This window comes from Mesorhizobium loti CJ3sym, assembly GCF_000472785.1.
In the GTDB taxonomy this organism is placed as follows: domain Bacteria; phylum Pseudomonadota; class Alphaproteobacteria; order Rhizobiales; family Rhizobiaceae; genus Mesorhizobium; species Mesorhizobium loti_E.
The window spans coordinates 91498-113856 of the sequence record NZ_AXAL01000023.1 but is presented as its reverse complement, the minus strand read 5'-3'; the positions used below and the strand labels follow the sequence as shown (position 1 = coordinate 113856).

Here is a 22359-nt window from a genome sequence, read left to right as displayed (position 1 = left end):
GAAAGTCGGCAATGCGAACCAGCAGCGACGTGACCACGATAGGCTTCGACGCCGATGACACGCTTTGGCAGAACGAACAATTCTTCCGCATGACCGAGAAGCGCTTCGCCGCCATGCTCGCCGATCATGGCGAGGAGAAACAGATCTCGGCACGATTGCTAGAGGCCGAACGGCGCAACCTTGCCGTCTATGGCTTTGGCATCAAGGGCTTTACCCTGTCGATGATCGAGACGGCGATCGAAGTCACCGACGGGCGCGTGCCGGCGTCGGTCATAGCGGAGATTCTCGATGCCGGCCGCGAGATGCTGAGCCATCCGATCGAGGTCTTGCCGCATGCGCGTGAGGCGGTGGAGAAGCTCGCCGGCGCATACCGCCTCGTGCTCATCACCAAGGGTGACCTCTTCGACCAGGAGCGCAAGCTGGCAGGCTCTGGCCTCGGCGACCTGTTCAACGCGGTCGAGATCGTCAGCGACAAGAATGCCGCGACCTATGCGCGCCTCTTCAGCCGCCACGGTGATGGTCCCGCAAAGAGCATGATGGTCGGCAATTCGCTGAAGTCGGATGTGGTGCCGGCCATCGAGGCCGGCGGCTGGGGTGTCCATGTGCCGCACGAACTGACCTGGGTGCTCGAGCATGTCGAGGCGCCGATCGCCGAGCCGCGGTTCCGCCAGATATCCGATCTCGGGCAATTGCCTGGACTGGTCGACGGCATCAAGAACCCAGCTTGATCGCAGCTTTCACGTTTTTATTCTGAATAACCGCGGGCGAAAAAACCGTTAGCGGCTGATCAGGCGATCGATCACCGGTTGCAGCCGCTCAGGCGTGATCGGCTTGGCGACCACTACGTCAATGACGCTCGACAGGCCGAGGCTCTCCGGTGTGCCAGTCTTGGTTGAAAGCAGGATGACGGAAGGAAGCGATTTGCCCGAAGCCCGCCGCAGCGTTTCGATGCCGGACATCAGAGTGTCGCAGTCCTTGTTGTCTGCGCCGCCGTCGAGCACAATCACGCCTGGCACCAGCGTCCGCAAGGTTTTCGCCGCCATGTCAGGCGATTCCGAGATCGGCCTGAGCCCGGATCGCTCGACAATTTTTGACACCACCACGCGATTGATCGGCGATTTCCCGACAACAAGCACTTGTGAGGGACTGCGGGTCATCTCGGCGCTTGAATCCTGGGTCACCAGATTCGGATGTTTTGCGGTCTCGCCCTCGCTACTCACTGGGCACCCAAGTCGGCCAAGAAGCTCGCCCCTATTTCAATGCAGAGTTGAATCTGGCCGACAATTGGCGTGAGATCGCCCCCCATGTCAAGTTGAAATAAAAGGCCTTTGGAAACACTTCCTCCGACAGTGGAGTCAAGCAACAGTACTGTACTGCCCTGTCCATGGATTGGTTGCGTAAAAATAAAATTCACCTGCGCATATGCTGCGCAGGTGAAGGGTCGGTTGCAGCGATTTCCGGTCAGCCATGGCTCTGCTGGGTGACGATCACAGGGATCAGCAGATCGCCCCAATTGCCGTCGCCGCCATGGTGCCTGGCCGAGCGCACGAGTTCCACCGAGACGCCCGCCTCGACCGCCTTCATCACCGACTGGTTCAACCTGTGCAGGTCGTTGGCCAGCATCCGGATCGTCGCTTGCTGGTCGACGCTCATCGTGGTCGATTGTTCTTCCGCACGTTCCTTGACGCGGCTTATCGATGCCATTGGTCTTCTCCTGTGTCTGAAGCCCGGTTGGGCGTTTCCTCGGTTGTTTCCTGGTCCGCTATTCCGCGGCCGGCTTGAACTGCGCGTGCTCGGTCGATTCGTGCATGGCGGTGGTCGACGACTTGCCGCCGGTGATCGCCATCGACACGGCGTCGAAATAGCCGGTGCCGACCTCGCGCTGGTGCTTGGTCGCGGTGTAGCCATTGGCTTCAGCGGCGAACTCGGCCTCCTGCAACTCGGAATAGGCTGCCATCTGCCGCGCCTTGTAACCGCGCGCCAGTTCGAACATGCCGTAGTTGAGCTGGTGGAAGCCGGCGAGCGTGATGAACTGGAACTTGTAGCCCATGGCGCCGAGTTCCCTCTGGAATTTGGCGATCGTCGCGTCGTCGAGGTTCTTCTTCCAGTTGAACGAGGGCGAGCAATTATAGGCGAGCAGCTTGCCCGGATGGTGCCTGCGCACGCCTTCGGCAAATTTCTTGGCCTGCGCCAGGTCGGGCTTCGAGGTTTCGCACCAGATCAGGTCCGCATAAGGCGCATAGGCGACGGCGCGCGCTATGCACGGTTCGATGCCGTTCCTGACCTGGTAGAAGCCTTCCACCGTGCGGCCGGCGTCGTAGTCGACGAAGGGCTGGTCGCGCTCGTCGATATCTGATGTCAGAAGCTTCGCGGCTTCCGCGTCGGTGCGCGCCACGACCAGGGTCGGCGTAGCCATCACGTCGGCCGCCAGCCGCGCCGCGTTCAGGTTGCGAATATGCGCGGCAGTCGGGATCAGCACCTTGCCACCGAGATGGCCGCACTTCTTTTCCGACGCCAGCTGGTCCTCATAATGGACGCCGGCCGCACCCGCCTCGATGAACGCCTTCATGATCTCGAAGGCGTTGAGCGGCCCGCCGAAGCCGGCTTCCGCGTCGGCGACGATAGGCGCGAACCAGGTCTCGACCGAAAGGCCATTGCCCTCGGAGGTCTCGATCTGGTCGGCGCGCTGCAGTGTCCGGTTGATGCGCTTGACCAGTTCGGGCGCGGCGTTGGCCGGATAAAGCGACTGGTCGGGATACATTGCCGAAGCGGTGTTGGCGTCGGCGGCAACCTGCCAGCCCGACAGGTAGATCGCCTTCAGCCCAGCGCGCACCTGCTGCATCGCCTGGTTGCCGGACATGGCGCCGAGCGCGTTGACGAAATCTTCCTCGTGGATCAGCTTCCACAGCCGGTTGGCGCCCATTTCGGCGAGACTCTGGCGGATCTGCACCGAACCGCGCAGCCGCTTCACATCCTCCGGTGAATAGGGACGTTCGATGCCGTCGAAGCGACCTTCCGGCGCCGAGGGAACGAGATTGTAAAAATCAGTCATGTGTCACTCCGAAGGATCGCTGCACTATGTCCGCACGCCAATCTTCTGAGGCGTTGGTGTGTGACTTAATTTACATTGCGGTGCAAAATACGCCAGAAAAATCAGGAAACTCAGCTTGAGATAAGAGAAAACCTGTGTTGTGTTTGACAGGCGGCTGCTGTAAATTTGTCATGATTGTAAATGTGAGGGCGATGGAATTGCCGCGAATGCCGTGTAAATTCCTGTCAAGGATAGTCGATGGCTGACCAGAAAATCTTTGCCGGTCCGCGCATCCGCCGCATCCGCAACGCCAAGGGCCTGACCCAGACGGCGATGGCCGAGGGGCTCGGCATCTCGCCATCCTATCTCAACCTGATCGAGCGCAACCAGCGGCCGCTGACGGTGCAGCTGATCCTCAAGCTGGCATCCGTCTACAAGGTCGACCCGCATGAGCTGCAGGGCGAGGCAAGGGGGTCGGTGGCGGCCCTGAAGGAAGTCTTCACCGATCCGCTGCTGGTCGGCGAATTGCCGGGAGACCAGGAACTGATCGAACTTGCCGAGGCGGCGCCCAATGCGTCGGCCGCGGTGATAAAACTGTTCCGCGCCTATCGCGAGCAGGCCGAGCGCCTGTCCGATCTCAACGAGCTCCTGGCGCGCGAGGGTAGGGCGACGGCGCTGTCCGGTGCCCGCCTGCCGATCGATGAGGTGCACGAGACCTTCGAGCGGCGGCCGAACCATTTTACAGCACTCGAGGCGGAGGCCGAGGCGTTCACCGCGGTGCTCGATCCCGGCGACGATCTGTTCGGCGCGCTGAAGGCCTGGCTGAGGCGCGAATACGGCATCGTCGTCAAGGTGCTGCCGGTGGCCACCATGCCGAACTGGCGCCGCCGCTACGATCGCCATTCGCAGCGCTTGTTCCTGTCCGAGCGGCTGTCGCCGTTCGACCAACTGCGCGAAGTGGCGATGGAGGCCTGTCTGATCCGCATGACGGTTGCTGTCGCCGGCGAGATCCAGGCACTCAAGCTGAGCACCGACGAGGCCCGCCGCCTCGCCCGCTTCGAGCTCGGCCGCTATGCAGCGCATGCGCTGATGATGCCTTACCAAGCCTTTCAGGCGGCCGCTATTCGCTCCCGCTACGACATTGACGTCCTGCGCTCGCGCTTCGGCGTCTCCTTCGAGCAGGCGGCGAACCGGCTGACCATGCTGCAGCGGCAAGGCGCGCCCGGCGTGCCGTTCTTCATGCTGGAGGTCGACAATGCCGGGAACCGCTTCCGCAGGGCTGGCAGCCAGGGCTTTCCGCACAGCCGCTTCGGTGGCGGCTGTCCCAAGCTGCCCGTGCATGCCGCTTTCACGCAGCCGGGCCAGGTCTTCGTCGAAGCGGTGGAAATGCCCGACGGCGCCGAGTTCTTGTGCATCGCCCGCACGCTGGAGGGGCCACAGGGCGCATTCTCGGAGCGTCCGCGCCGCACCGCGCTGCTGCTCGGCTGCGACATCGGCTTTCGCGACGACATCGTCTATGGCGCGGCCTTGCCCGGCGTGGCGGTTGCGGGAAAGTCTGGACCAGGCATTGTCGCGGCGACGCCGGTCGGGCCCGCTTGCCGGCTTTGCGAACGCGTAGGCTGCCTGTCGCGCGCAGAGCCGCCGGTGACGCGTCCGCTCGGCCTCGACGAGATGGTGACGGGCCTGAGCGCCTTCGATTTCCAGTAACGCGGCAGCAAAGGTGCCACAATCATCGCTGATGTCTGGATCAGTCGCGGCCTAAGTCTTTGCGCTACGCGAACAGAGCAGTTTTTTGTCGTCCCTTGCGCATCGTCCCGTCCACAAAAGCTCGACAGTCGCGCCCATGACAGACGCAGCATCATCACCGGTCCTTGTCGCATCGCCCGGCGATGTTACCTCGACAGCCTCGCCGCGCGAGGAACGTGTCGGCATGCTTTTGGTCTTCCTGTCGGCGCTGATGTGGAGTTTCGGCGGCACCATCGCCCGCTTCATCACCGCCGGCGACAGCTGGACCGTGGTGTTCTGGCGCTCCATCTGGGCCGCCGTCTTTCTGCTCTCCTTCATGATCTGGCGTGACGGCTGGCGCGGCATGTTGAGGTCATTCCGCGACATGGGCCTGCCTGGCCTTGCCGTCGGGTTCTGCTTCACCATCGCATCGACCGCCTTCGTCGTGGCGCTCGCCTACACCACCGTCGCCAACATCCTTTTGATGCAGGCCGGCGTGCCGCTTCTGGCGGCGCTGTTTTCCTGGGCCTTGTTTCGCGAACGGGTTGGTGCCGTGACCTGGGTGGCGATTGCCGCCGTCATCGCCGGCGTTGCCATCATGGTGTCGGAATCGCTCGATGGCGCCGTCTCGCCCATTGGCGACGGGTTGGCGCTGCTGATCGCCTTGATGTTCTCGATCGCCACCGTCATCACAAGGCGGTTCGCCAGCGTGCGGATGACGCCGGCGACCTGCCTCGGCACGATCCTGGCCGCGGGCTTTGCCGCCTCGCAGGCCTCGACCTTCACCGTCTCGGCCAGCGACATGGGCTTTCTCTTTGCCTTCGGCGTGGTCAATCTCGGCATCGGCCTCGCCTTCTTCGCCACCGGCGCGCGGCTGATACCAGCAGCCATCGCGGCACTGCTTGGTACATTCGAGCCGATCCTTGGGCCGATATGGGTCTGGCTCATCCATTCCGAGGTGCCGTCGGGGCGCACCATCATCGGCGGCGCGGTGGTGGTCACGGCTCTGCTCGTTCACATCGGCCTCGAGTTCAATCGCCAGGCACGACCGCAGCGCGCTGGGGTCACTGGGGTGCCGTCGCCGAATTGATGCAGGCCGCTGAAGCTTTGCCATTGACAATGTTGCTGCCGCCCGGGCAGGCTGGGACTACGGCAACAACAAGACAGGCGTATCTTGCCAAGTGTCCCCGGCGACCCGATCGAGACCGGACCATATTTCTGTATTTCTGTCCGCGCGGCGGCGAAAGCTTCTGACGGCACCGTGATTCCTTCCAGCCCGGTACAATTGCGCGGTCGGAAGCGGCTCACCAATCGGCGCTTGTTGTCCCCTGGAAAGCTCAATAGTCTGAAAGAAATGCCCGGTCGCGCGCATGTCGCGACGAGCCGGCGATGGAACACTCACCAAAGGAGAACAGCATGATCCGCAAAGCGCTCTGGCTTTCGGCAACCTCGGTATTTCTGACATTGTTCACACCCGCCGGGCATGCCGAGGACCGCGTAGTGAATGTCTTCAACTGGTCCGACTACATCGACCCGACGATCATCGACGACTTCACCAAGAAGACCGGCATCAAGGTCGTCTACGACACGTTCGATTCCAACGAGATCCTGGAAACCAAGCTGCTTGCCGGCGGCAGCGGCTATGATGTCGTTGTGCCCAGCGGTAATTTCCTGGCCCGTCAGATCCAGGCCGGCGTGTTCCAGAAGCTCGACAAGTCGAAACTGCCGAACCTCGCCAACATGTGGGATACGGTTACGCAGCGGACCGCCAAATACGACCCCGGCAATGAGTATTCGATCAACTACATGTGGGGCACGGTCGGCATCGGCTACAACATCAAGAAGGTTCAGGCAGCGCTCGGCACCGACAAGATCGATAGCTGGGATGTGTTCTTCAATCCCGAAAGTCTCGCCAAGCTGAAGGACTGCGGTGTCTACGTGCTGGATTCGCCGGCCGACATCATTCCGGCGGCGCTGAAATATGTCGGCCTCGACCCGAACAGCACCTCGCCCGACGACATCGCCAAGGCCGAGGAAGCCCTGATGAAGGTTCGCCCCTTTATCCGGAAGTTCCACTCGTCGGAGTACATCAATGCCTTGGCCAATGGCGACATCTGCCTGGCGGTCGGCTGGTCCGGTGACGTGTTCCAGGCGCGCAACCGCGCGGTCGAGGCCAAGCAGGGGGTGGAGATCGGTTATTCCGTGCCGAAGGAAGGCGCCCAGATGTGGTTTGACCAGATGGCGATCCCGGCCGATGCGCCACATGTCGCCGAGGCGCATGAGTTCCTCAACTACATGATGACGCCGGAAGTGATCGCCAAATCGTCGAACGCCGTGCTCTACGCCAACGGCAACAAGGCCTCTCAGCAATTCGTCGACAAGGCGCTGCTCAGCGACCCGGCCGTCTATCCGGACGACGCGACCCTGCAGAAGCTCTACACGGTCTCTCCTTACGATCCCAAGACCCAGCGTGTCGTCACCCGCACCTGGACCAAGATCGTCACCGGCCAATAAGCAATCCGACACGGTCCCGGCAGTCATCTGCCGGGACCGAATTCCATCTGGGGCAAGAAGCAAGAATCAGGACGGAGTGGGATATGAAATCGCTTGGCAGCATCCGCAGGGATTTCGCGCCATGGAACGACCCGAACGCCAAGCCATACATCCAGTTCGAGAACGTCACCAAGAAGTTCGGTGACTTCACCGCCGTCAACAATTTGTCGCTGACCATATTCGAACGCGAATTCTTCGCGCTGCTCGGTGCCTCCGGTTGCGGGAAGTCGACCCTGCTGAGGATGCTCGCCGGCTTCGAGGAACCGACAGCCGGCCGCATCCTGCTGGATGGCCAGGATTTGCGCGGCATTCCGCCCTACCGCCGGCCGGTCAACATGATGTTCCAGTCCTATGCGCTGTTCCCGCATATGACAGTGGAAAAAAACATTGCCTTCGGCCTCAAGCAGGAAGGTATGCCGGGACCGGATATCGAAAAGCGCGTTGCCGAGATGCTGAAGCTGGTCAAGCTCGAGCAGTTCGCCAAGCGCAAGCCACACCAGCTATCGGGCGGCCAGCGCCAACGCGTCGCGCTCGCCCGCTCGGTCGCCAAGCGGCCGAAGGTGCTGCTGCTCGACGAGCCGCTTGGCGCGCTCGACAAGAAGCTGCGTGAGGAAACGCAGTTCGAGCTGATGGACCTGCAGCAAAATCTCGGCCTCACCTTCGTCGTCGTCACCCACGACCAGGAAGAGGCGATGACCATGGCCGACCGCATCGCCATCATCGACAAGGGCGAGGTGATGCAGGTTGCGACACCGGCGGAAGTCTATGAAGCTCCGGCCTCGCGCTTCGTCGCCCATTTCGTAGGCAACGTGAACATGTTCGAGGGCAAGGTCGCCGAGCGGTCGGCCAACACCACCCGCATCACCGGACCGAGCGGAGCCCAGATCGTCGTCGAGAATGGCGGCGGCGCCGCCGCGGCCAATGCCGATATCGTCTTCGCCATCAGGCCGGAGAAGATCAAGGTCTCGTCGAAGAAGCCGGCAGACGCCGTCAATGCGCTGGAAGGCGAGGTCTATGACGTTGCCTATCTTGGCGATATGACCGTCTACCACATCAGGCTCGACGACGGGCAGATCATCAGGGCAAGCGCCTTGAACGCCGCGCGCGTGACCGAGGATCCGCTGACCTGGAACGACCGCGCCTGGGTGTCCTTCCGGCCCGACGCCGGCGTCGTGCTGGCGCGGTAGGGGGCTGCCATGTCCAACATCGCTGTCACCGATACCGCCATGCCGTCAACTGCCGCCAAGCCGTTTCTGACGCGGCTGGGAGCCGGCTTCGTCAACCGGCTCGTCATCATCGTCCCCTATCTCTGGCTGCTGTTCTTCTTCCTCATTCCCTTCGTCATCGTCTTCAAGATTTCGCTGTCGCAGACGGCGATCGCCATGCCGCCCTACACGCCGGTGCTCGATTTCAAGGGCGGCGTCTCAGGCTTCTTCGCCGGGTTCCGCAACCTCAACTTCGACAATTATGTCTGGCTGACGCAGGACGCGCTCTATTTCAAGGCCTATGTGACGAGCGTGATCATTGCCGCGATCTCGACGCTCTTGACGCTGATCGTCGGCTACCCGATCGCCTATGGCATGTCACGCGCACCGGCCACCATCCGCCCGACTTTGCTGATGCTGGTCATCCTGCCGTTCTGGACCTCGTTCCTGATCCGCGTCTATGCCTGGATCGGCATTCTCAAGCCCGAGGGCCTGCTCAACCAGTTGCTCTTGTCGCTGCACATCATCAACCAGCCGCTGGTCATCCTCAACACCTATACGGCGATCTTCATCGGCATCGTCTATTCCTATCTGCCGTTCATGGTGCTGCCGCTCTATTCGTCGCTGGAAAAGATGGACTATTCGCTGATCGAGGCGGCCAAGGATCTCGGCTGCCCGCCGACATCAGCCTTCTGGAAGATCACCTTCCCGCTGTCGGTGCCGGGCGTCATTGCCGGCTGCCTGCTGGTGTTCATCCCGGCCGTCGGCGAGTTCGTCATCCCCGATCTGCTCGGCGGCTCGTCGACGCTGATGATCGGCAAGACGCTGTGGAACGAGTTCTTCGCCAACCGTGACTGGCCGGTGTCTTCGGCCGTCGCCGTCATCCTTCTTCTGCTGCTGACCGTGCCGATCATGCTCTTCCAGCAAGCGCAGGCCAAGGCGCAGGAGCAGGACAAATGAACGCCACCTGGAGCCGCTTCAACGTCACCTCGATCGTACTTGGCTTTGCCTTCCTGTACCTACCGATCGTGCTGCTCATCGTCTTCTCCTTCAACGAATCCAAGCTCGTCACCGTCTGGGGCGGCTTCTCGACCAAATGGTACGTGTCGCTGTTCCACAATCAGGGCCTGATGGACGCGACCTGGGTCACGGCGCGCGTCGGCGTGATTTCGGCGACGGTTGCGACCGTGCTCGGCACGCTGGCGGCACTGACCCTGACGCGCTACACGCGGTTCAGGGGCAGGGTGCTGTTTTCCGGCATGGTCTTCGCGCCGCTTGTCATGCCGGAAGTCATCACCGGCCTGTCGCTGCTGCTGCTCTTCGTTGCCGTTGGTCTCGACCGCGGCTTCTTGACGGTGACACTCGCCCACATCACGCTGACAATGTGCTTCGTGGCGGTCGTCGTGCAGTCACGCCTGGTTTCTTTCGACCGGTCACTGGAGGAGGCGGCGATGGATCTCGGCGCGACGCCGGTAAAAACCTTCTTCCAGATCACGCTGCCGGTCATCCTGCCGGCGATCGTGTCCGGCTGGATGCTGGCCTTTACGCTGTCGCTCGACGATCTGGTCATTGCCAGCTTCACCTCGGGGCCGGGCGCCACGACGCTGCCGATGAAGATCTATAGCCAGGTCCGTCTTGGTGTGACGCCGGAGATCAATGCGGCCTGCACCATCCTGATCGCCGTTGTCGCGGTCGGCGTCATCATCGCTTCGATCGCCAACAAGCGGCGTGAGGTGCAGCGCCAGCTCGACGAACAGACGGCACAGCGCGGGTGAGCATGATCCCGAAAAGCACCCCCTCGGGCCTGACCCGAGGGTGGAAGCCGATTTTCGGACAGATCATGCTCAACTGAACGAAAGCGCCGGAGTTATTCGCCCGAAACGCCGCGGCTTATCGGGGAAATGAACGGCGTGCTCCATGTTCCGCCAACGAAGAAGGACGACTGGTTGGGTCCCTGCTGGCCGGTCTTCTGCGCCGCCGCCTGGTCCGGCTGGATGACACCGCCGGACAGTGCCAGCCCGCGCCCCGCATAGGAGGCGATGCCGGAAAGCCAGATCTTGGTTTTCGCCGAATTGGCCTCGGCCTTGTCCAGCCTCGCCACGCCTCTCGAAATGGTTGCCTTCAGTTCGGCGCCGTCGATCGGCAGCGTCCCGTCCGAGACGTCGTCCAGCGCGAAGAAGCCGCCCTGTTCGGTATGCTTGAGGAAGGCCGGCAGGTTGAACTTGCTGAGCGCGCCGGGGCCGAAGGTCGCTGAGACCGAGCCGTCGGCATTTTCAAAGATCGAATCCCAGGTTCTGCCCGGTCCCTTGAGGATGACGGAAACGGTGCCCGTGCCGACCGGCACCAGCCGGGTCATGCCGGCCGCCGTGGCGAACGCCCCGCCATCGACATCGGACGCAAGCAGCCGGATCTCGACCTGGTTGCCCTCGGGCTTGCGGTCGAAACGAAGGCTGGTCTGGATGTTGCCGCCAAAGGCCGAGGCGTCGGAGATATCGAAGACGGAAAGACCATCCTTGACCTGGGCGGTCGCGGCAACATCGGCAAGCTGGATGGGGCCTGCCGTGGCATGCGCCGCCGACAGCCTGAGATCGAGGTTGATCCGGTCGGCGAAACTCGTGTCGACTTCAGGTCCTGTATCGTTAGCAGGCGCCAGCGGCGTGAAGGCGGACAGGAACGATCTGAGGTCGAGTGTGTCGAAGGCGAGCGTGCCCGAGATCACCGGCTGTGCTTCGCCAAGCGACAGGTCGAGCGCGCCCATGCCGGGATTGTTGTCCAGCGCAAGCGCGGTGTTTTCGAATTTGATTCGTCCGGCCGACGCCGTGACCTTGCTCGAAATGCTGACCGAGCCGATCGCCGCGCTTGGCGCGATGCCGGCCTGAGACCACTCCAGCACGCGGCGCAGCGAGGGTGCTGCGAACTTGACCTGGCCGTCGAAATAGCCGTTCTCGGACATGCTGGCCATGCCGTCCAAGGAGAAGGTGGCGGGTGCTGCCTTGAAAGACAGAGTGAGCGGCGCCATGCCGCCGGCAAACAACACCAGCGGCTTCGGTGAGGCGGCGTCGAGCGCCACGCTTTCGCCGCGCCAGATGCCGGTTGCGGACAGCGTCGCATTGCTGTTCATCGCCGCCCAATTCGCCTGGCCGTTAAGGCTGCTCAGGATCTCGACGTCCTTGCCGTCGACGGAAGCCACCATGCGGCCGTCCCTGAACTCCACCGTGCCGAAGGCATCGGCCGGCAACTTATCGAGATCGGGCTTGGCGGGGTCTGCACTGACGACGCCGCGCGCCGTGTCGATGGAGCGTGCGATGCGGCCGCCGGTCGGTGCCGTGGGCAGGAACAGGCCATCCACCGTGCGCTGGACCCGGATCGTCGGCCGCACCAGCCGCGCCGTGGAAAACGACACATCGCCCTGCAATGCCGCCATGGCCGAGAGGTCGATCTCGACCCGTTCGGCTTCGACGACCGGCGGCGCATCGGCGTCCGTCCACTTCGACAGCGTCACATCGGTCAGGATTGCGCGGAATTTCGGCCAGACCTCGATGCGTGGCGAGCCGTCAATGGCGACCCGGAATCCGCTCCAGGCGCTCATTTCCCAAGCGATGCGGTCGCGCACGATACGCGTCGAGGCGATCAGCGGCAGCGCGGCGACCACCAGAGCGATGACGATCACGGCAGCGCCGATCGCCCATACTCCGCGGCGGATCAAGGATGACGGCATATAGCCCTATACGCTTCCATTCCGATAAAAATTACCCAACGCCCCATTCGTCACTACGACTTACGACTTAGGCATTTCAAGTCTTTATGGCCCGGCGATGGCATTTGCGCACACCTGGCCGCTTCGGCCCAACAAAATCTTGCTCTGCTGCGCTGCGATATGCATAAGCGATGGCGACCGTGGGAGGATCGATCATGGCTGCCGAAGTACCGCTCTGGACCCCGACGCAAGACCAGATTGACGCTTCGCCGCTGACCGCCTTCCTGAAGGCCGCGGAAACGAAAGCCGGCGCCACATTCGCCTCCTACGCCGAGTTGCACCGCTGGTCGGTCGAGGATCGCGAGGCATTCTGGAGCCTGGTCTGGGATTTTTGCGGCATTGTCGGCGACAAGGGAGGCGAGCGCCTGCTGGCCGACGGCGACAGGATGCCGGGCGCATCATTCTTCCCCGACGCGACGCTGAACTTCGCCGAGAACCTGCTGAATAAGACCGGTTCTGGTGACGCAATCGTCTTTCGCGGCGAGGACAAGATCGAGCGCCGGCTGTCGTGGAAAGAGCTTCATCAGCTGACTTCGCGCTTTCAGCAGCTGTTCCTGTCGCTCAAGGTGAAGAAGGGCGACCGCATAGCGGCGATGATGCCCAACATGCCGGAGACCGTTGCCGCCATGCTGGCCATCGCCTCGATCGGCGCGGTCTGGTCATCCTGCTCGCCCGATTTCGGCGAGCAGGGCGTGCTCGACCGGTTCGGCCAGATCGAGCCCGTCATCTTCATCGCGCCGGACGGCTACTGGTACAATGGCAAGGCAATCGAGGTCGCCGACAAGATCGCGGCGGTTGCGGCCAAGCTTGATACCGTGCGCAAGGTGCTGATCGTCGATTATCTCGGCTCGTCGCGCGATGTCGCAGCGGTCATCGACAAGGCCGTGGCGCTGGAAGAGGCGCTGTCGCCTTTCGCCGCCAAGCCGGTGACCTTCGAGCGGCTGCCGTTTTCGCATCCGCTCTACATCCTGTTTTCATCTGGAACGACCGGCATTCCCAAATGCATCGTCCATTCGGCCGGCGGCACGCTGATCCAGCATGTCAAGGAACACCGGCTGCATGCCGGCCTCAGCGAGGGCGACCGCTTCTTCTACTTCACCACTTGCGGCTGGATGATGTGGAACTGGCTGGTGTCGGGCCTCGCATCCGGCGCGACACTGCTGCTCTATGACGGCTCGCCTTTCTACCCCGACGGCAATGTGTTGTTCAGTTTCGCCGATGCCGAGAAGATGACCTTCTTCGGCACCTCGGCCAAATTCATCGATTCCGTGCGCAAGGCCGGCCTCAGCCCAATCAGGACGCATGATCTGTCGACTGTGCGGGCGATCTCCTCAACTGGCTCGCCGCTGTCGCCGGAGGATTTCCGCTTCGTCTATGACGGCATCAAGAGCGATGTCCATCTGGCCTCGGTCTCCGGCGGCACCGACATCGTATCCTGCTTCGTGCTTGGCGTGCCGACGCAGCCGGTCTGGACCGGCGAGATCCAGGGGCCTGGCCTTGGGCTGGCCGTCGATGTCTGGGACGATGACGGCAAGCCCATCAGGCAGGAGAAGGGCGAGCTGGTCTGCACCAAAGCCTTTCCGTCCATGCCGATCGGCTTCTGGAACGACCCCGAAGGCAAGAAATACCAGGCGGCCTATTTCGAGCGCTTCGACAATGTCTGGTGCCATGGCGACTTCGCTGAATGGACTGATCATGGCGGCATGATCATCCACGGCCGCTCCGACGCGACGCTCAATCCGGGCGGTGTGCGTATCGGCACGGCGGAGATCTACAACCAGGTCGAACAGATGCCGGAGATACTCGAAGCGCTGTGCATCGGCCAGGATTTCGACAATGACGTGCGCGTCGTGCTGTTCGTGCGGCTGGCGGCGGGTGTCCAACTGGACGAGGATCTGGAAAAGCGCATCCGCGCCAAGATCCGCAGCGGCGCCAGCCCGCGCCATGTGCCGGCAAAGATCGTCGCCGTCAGCGACATCCCGCGCACCAAGTCGGGCAAGATCACCGAACTCGCCGTGCGCGACGTGGTGCATGGCCGCGCCATCAAGAACAAGGAAGCGCTCGCCAACCCGGAAGCGCTGGAGCTGTTCAGGAACCTGCCGCAGCTTGCCGAATGAACCCAAGCGCCATGGTTAACGAAATCTGTCGGTAGAATTTACCTAGATTTCATGAGTGGTACACATTCGTAAATTTTTCGACGAGCTGGTAAGGACTTGTTAAGTCCCGGCGTCGATAGTCGCATGTAACTTGAGGGAGAAATCCCGTTCCTCAGCCCCCGGAGGATCTGAATTCGCTCAAGCCCCCGTTGTGACAGCAATCCCATCTCTTAAGGCGTCCTTTGGGCGCCTTTTCTTTTGCCTGATAGGACTGACCTGCTATTCCGCGAGCACCCGGGTCGAGGGGAACGCGACCTCCACCAGCGTGCCTTCGCCCGGCGTCGAATTGATCGTAAAGCGGGCACGGTTTGCTTCCACCATCGCCTTGGTCAGCGGCAGACCGAGGCCGGTTCCGTCGCCGCGTCCGCGCTTCAACGCGTTGATCTGCTTGAACGGCTTCAGCGCCTGCTCGATCTCGGCCAGGCTCATGCCGATGCCGGTGTCGCGCACGCGCATGACGACATCGCCCGAGGTTTCATAGGCGGTCGAGACGATCACCTGGCCACCGGCCTGGGTGTAGCGGATGGCGTTCGACAGGATATTGAGCGCGATCTGGCGCACGGAACGGAGATCAGCCACCACCTCCGGCAGTCGCGAGGCGAAGCTGGAGCGGATGATGACGCGTTCGCGGTTGGCCTGCGGCTGCATCATCGCAACGGTCTCGGCCAGCGTGTCGTTGAGCGACACCGCCTCATAGGCCATTTCCTGCTGGCCGGCCTCGATCTTCGAGATGTCCAGCAGGTCGTTGACGAGATCGAGCACATGGTTGCCCGAGCGGTTAATGTCTCTGAGATAGTCGCGGTAGCGGTCATTGGCGACCGGCCCGAACTTCTCGTCGACCATCAATTCGGAAAACCCGATGATGGCATTGAGCGGCGTGCGGATCTCGTGGCTGATGCGGGCAAGGAAATCGGTCTTCTGCGAGGAAGCCCGCTCGGCCACCGCACGCGCCTGGGTGAGATCTTCCTCGGCCCGCTTCCACTGTGTGATGTCGCGCACAACGGCACAGAACCCGCTGTCATTGGGCAGCCGGCCGATGGTCATGAACAGGGGGATGAAGCGCCCTTGCGCTTCGCGCCCGATCACCTCGCGGCCGTCGTTCATCACGCTCGCCACGCCAGGCTCGGACAGGCCGGTGAGATAGTCGCGCGCTGCCCGCTGGCTTTCGATGGCAAACAGCGAGGCGAACGGCTTGCCGGTCACCTCGTCGCTGTCGAAGCCGAACAGCGCTTCGGCCGGGCGGCTGATCGAGCGGATGGTGCCGTCGCTGCCGATCAGCACGACGCCATCGGTGGCGGTGTCGATGATGGTGCGCATCTCGGCGATGCGCGCCTTGAGCTCGGAAATGTCGGGCTGTGTCGGCTCCTCGCCAACCGCGTGCAGGGCCACAGGCGCGTCATCCTCGCCAGAACGGCGCACGACGAGCATCAGCGCCTTGCCGTCGCGCCAGGGAACGGAGCGCAGGATGGCGTCGATCGGGAATTCCTGTCCGTCGCGGGTCTTCAGCCGCAACGCCCGGTCGCTGCCGTCGGAGGCGCCGTCATCGGCGTAGGGATCGGCAAACAGCGCGCCCAGGCCGCCGGCATCCTCGAGATCCTCAAGCGTGTCGTAGCCGGTCAGGTCTAGGAATTCCTCGTTGGCATAGTGCAACTGGTCGCCCGAATGGATGAGCAGCGGTACCGGCAGCTTGCCGAGCAGCGACGTATCGGGAGCCTTGCTTTCGTTGCCGACGGAAAACGCCGACGGCACGAAGCCTTCGGTCTTGAGCGGCGGCACCTGCAGGCGTGGGCGCTGCATCCCGGCGGCGTCGCTGGCACTGACAATCTCGGCGGCCGGCGCAACGGCTTGCCCGTCGGAGACGGCCGATGGCCCGGCATGTTCCGCGACCTCATCACGAACCGCGGCATCTTCCGCGCCGGCCCAATCCTCATTGTCCTCGGCATCGCGAAAATCGGCCGACGTCATGCTGTCGTCGTCTGCCGCCACATGTCCGGCGTCGGCAGTTGCCGGTTCTTCCTCATCCGCGGCGGGCTCGGCACTTTCGGTTTCCGCGGCTACCGGTTCAGGGACCGTAGGCTCGTCATTGTTCGCGACAGGGTTGGGCTCGTCATTGTGGTCGGCGTAGCTGAGCAGCGAGCTAGTCACGCCGGCCGGCGCGTCGGCGTGTTCCTCGTGAGCCGCGTCGCCCGGATGGGCGCCGTCCAGCCGTGCGAGATCCGCCTCGTGCTCGGCATCGACATCGGTCTCGGATGGCTCGGCCGACACGGCGCCGTTCTCAGGCTCCGCCGCCGGGATTTCGCTGGCCTCTGTCGGCTCTTGATCCGGGACGGCATCAAGTGTCGACGCAACCTCGGCAACAGACTCGATCGGAGCTTCCGTCTTCGCGGTCGGGGCCTCCGCTGTTGTTTCCGCCGCCGGTTCAGCCGGTGTCCTGGTCTCCGGTTCCGTCGGCCTTTGAATGCCGGGCTTTTCCGCTTCCGGCGGCTCGGCCGGCGAACTGTCTTTCTTCAGCCGCTCGCCGATCTCGCGGAAGGCGCTGCGCTCCAGTGTCGACAGCCCCTTGTCGTTGGCCGGCTGCCGGTGTTCGGCCAGCCGGATGACCTTGTCGGCAAAGCGCCGCTCCGGTTTCGGCACGATGGTCAGCGCCGGCACCTCACCCTTGAACGGGTCCGCCGCGTTCGGCTCCTCGGCCTTCGGTTCTTCAACGGGAGGTTCGACCGCTTCCGGTACAGACCCTACAGGGGCCTCGCCGTTGGGCACCAGGGCCATGCCGATCGCTTCCGGATCGACGATCGCGTCGCCCATTCGCGCCACGCCAAAACCACGAAAACCTTCGAAGGCACGGCTGCGGCCATAGACAGGCAAAGCCGCCAGGTCGACGGGGATCTTCAGGTCGGTACCGACAACAGGCCACAGCACGGAGCGGCCGGACCAGGTGTCGCGCCGCTCCAGCAGGCCGGCAATCTCGCCGGACGCGTCGAGGCCGAAGGTGGCCGCGACATCCCTGAAGCGCCGGCCGATCACATCGGCGGCCGGCTTGCCGACGATGTCGGCGAATTCCGGCGACAGCATGCTGAACTTGCCCTCGGCGTCGGTGCGCCAGACAAACCGCATCGGCGCCGCTGAGCGGTCGATCGTTCTGGCGGCCGGGGGAGGTGCGATCGGGGCAGCCGGAGAGGTGGCCTCGTCATGCTTCGGGGTGCTCGCCGAAGCCTCGGCGTTGTTTTTTGGTTCCGGCGTCGCTGGCGCGGGTTGCGCATCGTCTTCGCCGGCATTGAAATACCAATGATCGTGCTGTGCCGGCGTGCCAGCAGCCGGCTGATCGTTGTCGGCAACTGCCGGTGTCGGTCCGGTCGACCCCGCAATCTCTTGCGTTGCCTGTTCCGGCATATGTTCAGCTACGGGCTCGGAAGGGACGGGCTCCTGCTCGATCTCGGCAGCGGGCCGCTCGATCGCCTCTGTCTGCGAAACATCCGCCGTCGGCTGATTGTCCTGGTGAGGATCGGATACAACCCCGGTACTTTCCGCCGCCGCGGCAGTGTCGCCGGTCTCGTTGGCCGGGCTTTCCGCCACTCCGGGGCCTGCCGAAGCCTCTTCAACAGACGCGTTGTCCTCGAGCTGGTCTTCGTCGATTACGACCAGGAGATGCCGCTCCGGCGTCAACCGGGCGAGGCCGGCCGGGTAGGAGGTGTTGCCGCCCGGAACGAGGCGCTTGACGATGCGCTCGCCCTCGGCAGCCACATCGGCCACCAGGGCCGCCAGCGTCGCGGGCTGGATGCCAAGTGCTGAAAAACCGTCGGAAGCGGCCTCGACATTGCCGCCGGCATCGATGAAGGCGATGAAATGGCCGTCTTCGGTAAAGCCGCTGATCGCCCGGCTGGCGATTTCGGCGGCACTGCGCGAGCCTGTCTGCGCCGCAGGCACCGCTAGCATGATTGCCTTTTCGCCGTCGGGCAGCGTCACGGCGCTTGCCTGGAAGCCGATGGTGCGGCTGGTCATGCCGGTCGCCAACCTGACGGTGATGCCACGATCAGTGCCGATTTCGGGAAAACCGCTGGTCGCCATGATCTGGCGGCGAGCAATGAGCGGCAACTGTGCGGAGGCGCCGATGATGGCTTCGATGTCGGGGTAGCCGAACACGGCGGCGCCCGGCCCATTGGCCCAGATCACCTGCTCCAGGTCGACCGACAGGATCGCGATCGCGTCGCCGGCGGCAAAGCGCTGGCGGACCGCGTCGAGCACGGCGACGTCGAGGAAGGAATATTCGGACGGCATGCGCTTGGCGAATCCTCACGGAGCGGCGAAATTTGCAGTTAACGCTTTGTTAATAAAAGCCGGCGGCGCGAAGGTCCACAAGCCAGAACGTGCAAAGGCCGGAATCTGGGCTCTTGGTTAACGGCCCAAAGGAAATTTATGGTGCACTGCAACAAAGATATTGCAATGCACAAAATTTGCCTTTATATTGCCATCATAACTGAACGAGACGGCTTTCTGTCAAAGCCGCTGCCGCTGAAAAGGATGGAAAATGTCCAGGACCAAGACCGCCGAGACGATCGAAAACGTTGAATTCCCGAGCTTCGACGCTTCCAAGGCCACCGACCAGATGCGCGCTTTCGCCGAAAAGGGCGTTGAGCAGTCGAAAGAGGCCTATGCCAAGCTCAAGACCGGCGCCGAAGAGACCCAGAAGGCTCTGGAGTCGACCTACGAGACCGCCAAGACTGTTTCGAGCGACCTGTCGCTCAAGACCATCGCTGCATTGCGCAGCAATGCCGAAGCCGGCTTCTCGCATCTCGAAGCCCTGATCGGCGCCAAGTCGCTGTCGGAAGTCGTCGAACTGCAGACCTCCTTCCTGCGCAAGCGCATCGAATCGACCGTCGAGCAGGCCAAGGACTTCCAGGCTGTTGCCTCCAAGGCGGCCGAAGACGTCTCCAAGCCGATCAAGACCGCCTTCGAGAAGGCCGTGAAGGACATCAAGGCTGCCTAACATTTGCGCATGATCTGAAGATGCAACAAAAGGTCGCATTTTCTTAAAAACTATCAAGCGTAAGATGGTAGCCATCAAGGAATACCCGGCGAGTGGAACCTCCTCCCTCTGCTCCCCGGGGTGACCAGCCAGCACCTCCTCCCGCTGGCTCGTAACAGGAAAAGGCCGGCACCTCCTCCCGCCGGCCTTTTTCTTTGCCTGGCGCTCTGCCCGGGGTAATGACATGCCGATGTGGGCAAGTGCCCTTTGCTTTCCAAAAGCCTTGAATTAAAATCCATAAGCCCGTATGGACGCATCGCCGAACGACGGAGCAGATCGCGGAGACTTTCCGCCTCGATCCGCTCGGGCAAACGTGCCGTTGTAGCTCAGATGGTTAGAGCGCCGGATTGTGGATCCGGAGGTCGCTGGTTCGATCCCAGCCAACGGTACCATCCCCATCCTCAGTGCTGGAATCACCGCGTCAAGATTGTAGGATTTCCCGGTGCCGTCGAGCGAAGGTCTCGGCGATTGCAAGGACCGCGGCATGAATCGGTCCGGTGGCGAGCGTAGGCATGACCGACGCGTCCACGACGAAAACATTGTCGAGCGCCTTCAGTCGTAGATCCGCATCGACGACGGCATCCACGTCCTTCCCCATCCTGCAAGTTCCGCAGGGGTGATGGTGTGTGATGACCGACCGCGCGATGAAGTCGTCGATCTCGGCCGTACTGTGCAGGCTGCCTGGCAGGAGTTCGCGCTCTCGCCAGCCGGCGAGTTCATCTCTATGCCCGATTGTCCGCGCTGCCTCGAGCGCCCTGCGAAACAGCGCGCGGTCCCGGCCGGTCTGCAGGTATGCCGGGTCGATAATCAGTCGATCGTCGAGCTCAGGCCCACTTATGCGCACGCTGCCGCGGCTCGATGGATGGGTGATGCCGAACAGCAGCGAGTAGGCCGTGCCGGCTTCAGGCGCCTGGAAGCATTCGGACACGATCGGCGCGATGCCGCAACCAACGACGATTTCAGGCTGCCCGCCAGCGGTGAAGCTGTCAGCGCGCATATAGGCCATCGACTCAGAATGTTGGAGGCGCGATGGCGGCACAGGCTTGCGGGCTGCATAAAGGTTGCCGGCACCGAGCAGGTGGTCCTGAAGGTTGCGGCCGATTTCAGGCATGTCGATCAGGCAGCCAACGCCGGCGGCATCGAGCACATCATGCGGACCGATGCCCGAGCGCATCAGCAAGGCCGGACTTTCCAGCGCTCCGGCACAAAGGATGATTTGATCCGCAAGGATTTCAACCGAACCCTGTTGCCCGACGACCTCGAGGCCGCGGACCTGATTGCCGCTGAGATTAAGCCGGCGCACCCGGGATTCCGTAAGGATGGTCAGATTCTTGCGGCCTCGGACTGCCCCGGTGAGCCAGGCGTCCGCCACTGTGACCCGCCGCCCGTCGCGAATGTTCAAGGAGTTCGGGGTGACGCCGATCATCTCGCCGCTATTGTGGCCCTCAAGGCGAGGCAGACCCAACGATGCACCGGCCTCGATGAAGGCACGGGCAACCGGACTGACTTCGTCCGATGGCAAATGGATCGGCAACGGCCCGTCCTTGCCGTGAATGCCGTCGCCGCCAAGCGGGTGGTTTTCGTTAGCCTGGAAAACGGGCAGCAGTTCATCCCAGCTCCATCGGCGATCCCCCGTCGCATCGACCCAGGCCTGGAAGTCGGAAGGATGACCACGCATGTAGCCCATCGCGTGCAGGCAACTCGAGCCACCGATCAACCGCCCGCGCGCCCAATGATGCACCCGGCCCGCGGTGCCGGCTTGCGGCTCCGTGCGATAGTCCCAATCGTAGCTGCGGCCCTGAAGCGCCGGCCAGGCAGCGGGGTTCCAGATGTCGGGGTCGCTCGCCTCTTCGCCTGCCTCGATCAGCAAAACCTGTCTGTCCGGCGCTTCACTCAGTCGCGCGGCAAGCAAGCTGCCGGCCGACCCGCCACCGACGATGACGACATCGCAATTTGGTTTGCGCTCGACATTGGCCCTGCTCATCATATCTCCATCTGCAACGGGCTGGCTTGGGTAGTCGGCATGTCTGACACCAACATGGGGAAGACCCCGCGCATTGATCTGCGTTCGGCGGATACCTGATCCGAAACGTCACGCAGGACTTTCGGGCCTTCAGGCGGAACCGCAGTCTTTGGAAGACCTCAAATCCCGTTGTCCATGGAAATCTTGGCTGCCGCTTTCGCCCTCAAGACGTGCTGTTTCGAGGCTTTGCGGGCGGCTTTCTCGTCGCCGGCGGCGATGGATTCGAATATCTCCCTCATCTCTGCCAGGCTGCTTTGCGCCCTGCCTTCCAGGGACATCGACCGCCCTCGAAAGAAGCTTATCCTGGCCACCAGACCGCGATGGACTTCTTCCAGGATTGGATTTCCGCAATTGGCGAGTATGATTGAATAAAAGTCCGCTGCGGTCATGACCTGCGCCAGGCTGTCATTGCTGGATGCCGCCTTTTCGAATGCGGAAAGAGATTTCTCAAGCTCACGCAGCTGCTCAGGCGAAATTCTCAACGCGCATCGTCCCGCCGCCTCGACTTCCAACAGCTCTCGAACCTCGTAGATGGCCGTTGCCACTTCCCAGGAAAGCGCCGGTATCGACGGTCCGCGATTGGGCACGATCTCGATCAGGCGCTCGGCCTCAAGACTGCGCAAAGCCTCCCTCAGCGAAGGGCGGCTGATGCCGAGCTGTGTGCACAGCTGGCTTTCGATCAGGCGGCTTCCCGGTTGGAACAATCCGGAGAAGATGGCGAGCCGTAACTTGTCGACGGTCTCCCGTTGCACGGTCCGTGGCGAAATTCGCAAATTCAAATCTGGGGGCATTGGTAACGCCTCTTGAGCCTTGGGTCGCAATGTCAGCATCATACGCCACGCTCTGGAAATTTGACAGCAGGATAGCCAGATTGTCAAATCTGAAG

The 22359-nt window shown here is 62.6% G+C and carries 16 protein-coding genes and 1 tRNA gene; 10 read left to right on the top strand and 7 right to left on the bottom strand.

The genetic code is table 11. From position 1 onward, the window contains the following. The first annotated feature begins 11 nt into the window (after positions 1–11). Positions 12–728: an HAD family hydrolase gene (locus tag A3A9_RS0127515; RefSeq protein WP_027061510.1), complete on the top strand. Its 717-nt coding sequence runs from the start codon at positions 12–14 to the stop codon at positions 726–728. Positions 729–776: 48 nt separating this feature from the next. On the opposite strand, the gene A3A9_RS0127510 is transcribed toward A3A9_RS0127515, so the two are convergent. The 3 genes from A3A9_RS0127510 to aceA form a co-directional block, all read right to left on the bottom strand. Then, entirely contained in the window at positions 777–1157 is a 381-nt protein-coding gene (locus A3A9_RS0127510) for a response regulator (RefSeq protein WP_245279136.1), read from the bottom strand. Positions 1158–1461: 304 nt separating this feature from the next. Beyond that, positions 1462–1704, bottom strand: a complete 243-nt coding sequence (locus A3A9_RS0127500; RefSeq protein WP_006202762.1) for an SMc00767 family acetate metabolism repressor — start codon at positions 1702–1704, stop codon at positions 1462–1464. A gap of 58 nt (positions 1705–1762) precedes the next feature. Continuing rightward, positions 1763–3052, bottom strand: coding sequence for an isocitrate lyase (aceA, locus tag A3A9_RS0127495; protein ID WP_027033534.1), 1290 nt, complete (start codon positions 3050–3052; stop codon positions 1763–1765). 237 nt (positions 3053–3289) lie between these two features. Here aceA and A3A9_RS0127490 point away from each other — a divergent pair, with 237 nt between their 5' ends. From A3A9_RS0127490 to A3A9_RS0127465, 6 genes are all read left to right on the top strand, one after another. Then, the gene (locus tag A3A9_RS0127490) at positions 3290–4738 is read left to right on the top strand and encodes a helix-turn-helix domain-containing protein (protein WP_027061508.1); all 1449 of its coding nucleotides are present in this window, start codon (positions 3290–3292) and stop codon (positions 4736–4738) included. 136 nt (positions 4739–4874) lie between these two features. Then, positions 4875–5846 (top strand): DMT family transporter, encoded by a 972-nt coding sequence (locus A3A9_RS0127485; protein WP_027061507.1) that lies wholly within the window; start codon positions 4875–4877, stop codon positions 5844–5846. Positions 5847–6172: 326 nt separating this feature from the next. Next, on the top strand, positions 6173–7270 hold the full coding sequence (locus tag A3A9_RS0127480; protein WP_027061506.1) for a polyamine ABC transporter substrate-binding protein: 1098 nt from the start codon (positions 6173–6175) through the stop codon (positions 7268–7270). An 83-nt stretch (positions 7271–7353) separates the two neighbouring features. After that, positions 7354–8496, top strand: coding sequence for an ABC transporter ATP-binding protein (locus A3A9_RS0127475; protein WP_027061505.1), 1143 nt, complete (start codon positions 7354–7356; stop codon positions 8494–8496). A 9-nt stretch (positions 8497–8505) separates the two neighbouring features. Beyond that, the gene (locus tag A3A9_RS0127470; protein ID WP_027061504.1) at positions 8506–9474 is read left to right on the top strand and encodes an ABC transporter permease subunit; all 969 of its coding nucleotides are present in this window, start codon (positions 8506–8508) and stop codon (positions 9472–9474) included. After that, positions 9471–10289, top strand: coding sequence for an ABC transporter permease (locus A3A9_RS0127465; protein WP_027061503.1), 819 nt, complete (start codon positions 9471–9473; stop codon positions 10287–10289). Before A3A9_RS0127470 ends, A3A9_RS0127465 begins: the two co-directional genes overlap by 4 nt. 92 nt (positions 10290–10381) lie before the next feature. Here A3A9_RS0127465 and A3A9_RS0127460 read toward each other — a convergent pair whose 3' ends face one another. Continuing rightward, positions 10382–12232, bottom strand: a complete 1851-nt coding sequence (locus A3A9_RS0127460; RefSeq protein WP_027061502.1) for an AsmA family protein — start codon at positions 12230–12232, stop codon at positions 10382–10384. A 194-nt stretch (positions 12233–12426) separates the two neighbouring features. Between A3A9_RS0127460 and A3A9_RS0127455 the strand changes: the two genes are divergently transcribed. Then, complete coding sequence (locus A3A9_RS0127455; RefSeq protein WP_027061501.1) at positions 12427–14388, top strand: acetoacetate--CoA ligase; 1962 nt, start codon at positions 12427–12429, stop codon at positions 14386–14388. Positions 14389–14646: 258 nt separating this feature from the next. On the opposite strand, the gene A3A9_RS0127450 is transcribed toward A3A9_RS0127455, so the two are convergent. Beyond that, positions 14647–18702, bottom strand: a complete 4056-nt coding sequence (locus A3A9_RS0127450) for a PAS domain S-box protein (RefSeq protein WP_027061500.1) — start codon at positions 18700–18702, stop codon at positions 14647–14649. A gap of 250 nt (positions 18703–18952) precedes the next feature. Here A3A9_RS0127450 and A3A9_RS0127445 point away from each other — a divergent pair, with 250 nt between their 5' ends. Together A3A9_RS0127445 and A3A9_RS0127440 are read left to right on the top strand one after the other, a co-directional pair. After that, positions 18953–19411: a phasin gene (locus tag A3A9_RS0127445; protein ID WP_027061499.1), complete on the top strand. Its 459-nt coding sequence runs from the start codon at positions 18953–18955 to the stop codon at positions 19409–19411. 354 nt (positions 19412–19765) lie between these two features. After that, positions 19766–19842 (top strand) — tRNA-His (locus tag A3A9_RS0127440). Between the two features lie 29 nt (positions 19843–19871). On the opposite strand, the gene A3A9_RS39620 is transcribed toward A3A9_RS0127440, so the two are convergent. Together A3A9_RS39620 and A3A9_RS0127425 are read right to left on the bottom strand one after the other, a co-directional pair. Further along, entirely contained in the window at positions 19872–21434 is a 1563-nt protein-coding gene (locus A3A9_RS39620; RefSeq protein ID WP_033838833.1) for a GMC family oxidoreductase, read from the bottom strand. A 158-nt stretch (positions 21435–21592) separates the two neighbouring features. After that, positions 21593–22306: a GntR family transcriptional regulator gene (locus tag A3A9_RS0127425; protein WP_245279135.1), complete on the bottom strand. Its 714-nt coding sequence runs from the start codon at positions 22304–22306 to the stop codon at positions 21593–21595. Between the last annotated feature and the right edge of the window lie 53 nt (positions 22307–22359).

Excerpts from the sequence above, each read along its gene's own strand:
- A3A9_RS0127460 (WP_027061502.1), bottom strand. The coding sequence starts at position 12,232 with ATGCCGTCATCCTTGATCCGCCGCGGAGTATGGGCGATCGGCGCTGCC.
- A3A9_RS0127475 (WP_027061505.1), top strand. The coding sequence starts at position 7,354 with ATGAAATCGCTTGGCAGCATCCGCAGGGATTTCGCGCCATGGAACGAC.
- A3A9_RS0127490 (WP_027061508.1), top strand. The coding sequence starts at position 3,290 with ATGGCTGACCAGAAAATCTTTGCCGGTCCGCGCATCCGCCGCATCCGC.
- A3A9_RS0127450 (WP_027061500.1), bottom strand. The coding sequence starts at position 18,702 with ATGCCGTCCGAATATTCCTTCCTCGACGTCGCCGTGCTCGACGCGGTC.
- A3A9_RS0127510 (WP_245279136.1), bottom strand. The coding sequence starts at position 1,157 with ATGACCCGCAGTCCCTCACAAGTGCTTGTTGTCGGGAAATCGCCGATC.
- A3A9_RS0127425 (WP_245279135.1), bottom strand. The coding sequence starts at position 22,306 with ATGATGCTGACATTGCGACCCAAGGCTCAAGAGGCGTTACCAATGCCC.
- A3A9_RS0127500 (WP_006202762.1), bottom strand. The coding sequence starts at position 1,704 with ATGGCATCGATAAGCCGCGTCAAGGAACGTGCGGAAGAACAATCGACC.
- A3A9_RS0127465 (WP_027061503.1), top strand. The coding sequence starts at position 9,471 with ATGAACGCCACCTGGAGCCGCTTCAACGTCACCTCGATCGTACTTGGC.
- aceA (WP_027033534.1), bottom strand. The coding sequence starts at position 3,052 with ATGACTGATTTTTACAATCTCGTTCCCTCGGCGCCGGAAGGTCGCTTC.
- A3A9_RS0127485 (WP_027061507.1), top strand. The coding sequence starts at position 4,875 with ATGACAGACGCAGCATCATCACCGGTCCTTGTCGCATCGCCCGGCGAT.
- A3A9_RS0127480 (WP_027061506.1), top strand. The coding sequence starts at position 6,173 with ATGATCCGCAAAGCGCTCTGGCTTTCGGCAACCTCGGTATTTCTGACA.
- A3A9_RS0127515 (WP_027061510.1), top strand. The coding sequence starts at position 12 with ATGCGAACCAGCAGCGACGTGACCACGATAGGCTTCGACGCCGATGAC.
- A3A9_RS0127445 (WP_027061499.1), top strand. The coding sequence starts at position 18,953 with ATGTCCAGGACCAAGACCGCCGAGACGATCGAAAACGTTGAATTCCCG.
- A3A9_RS0127470 (WP_027061504.1), top strand. The coding sequence starts at position 8,506 with ATGTCCAACATCGCTGTCACCGATACCGCCATGCCGTCAACTGCCGCC.
- A3A9_RS0127455 (WP_027061501.1), top strand. The coding sequence starts at position 12,427 with ATGGCTGCCGAAGTACCGCTCTGGACCCCGACGCAAGACCAGATTGAC.
- A3A9_RS39620 (WP_033838833.1), bottom strand. The coding sequence starts at position 21,434 with ATGAGCAGGGCCAATGTCGAGCGCAAACCAAATTGCGATGTCGTCATC.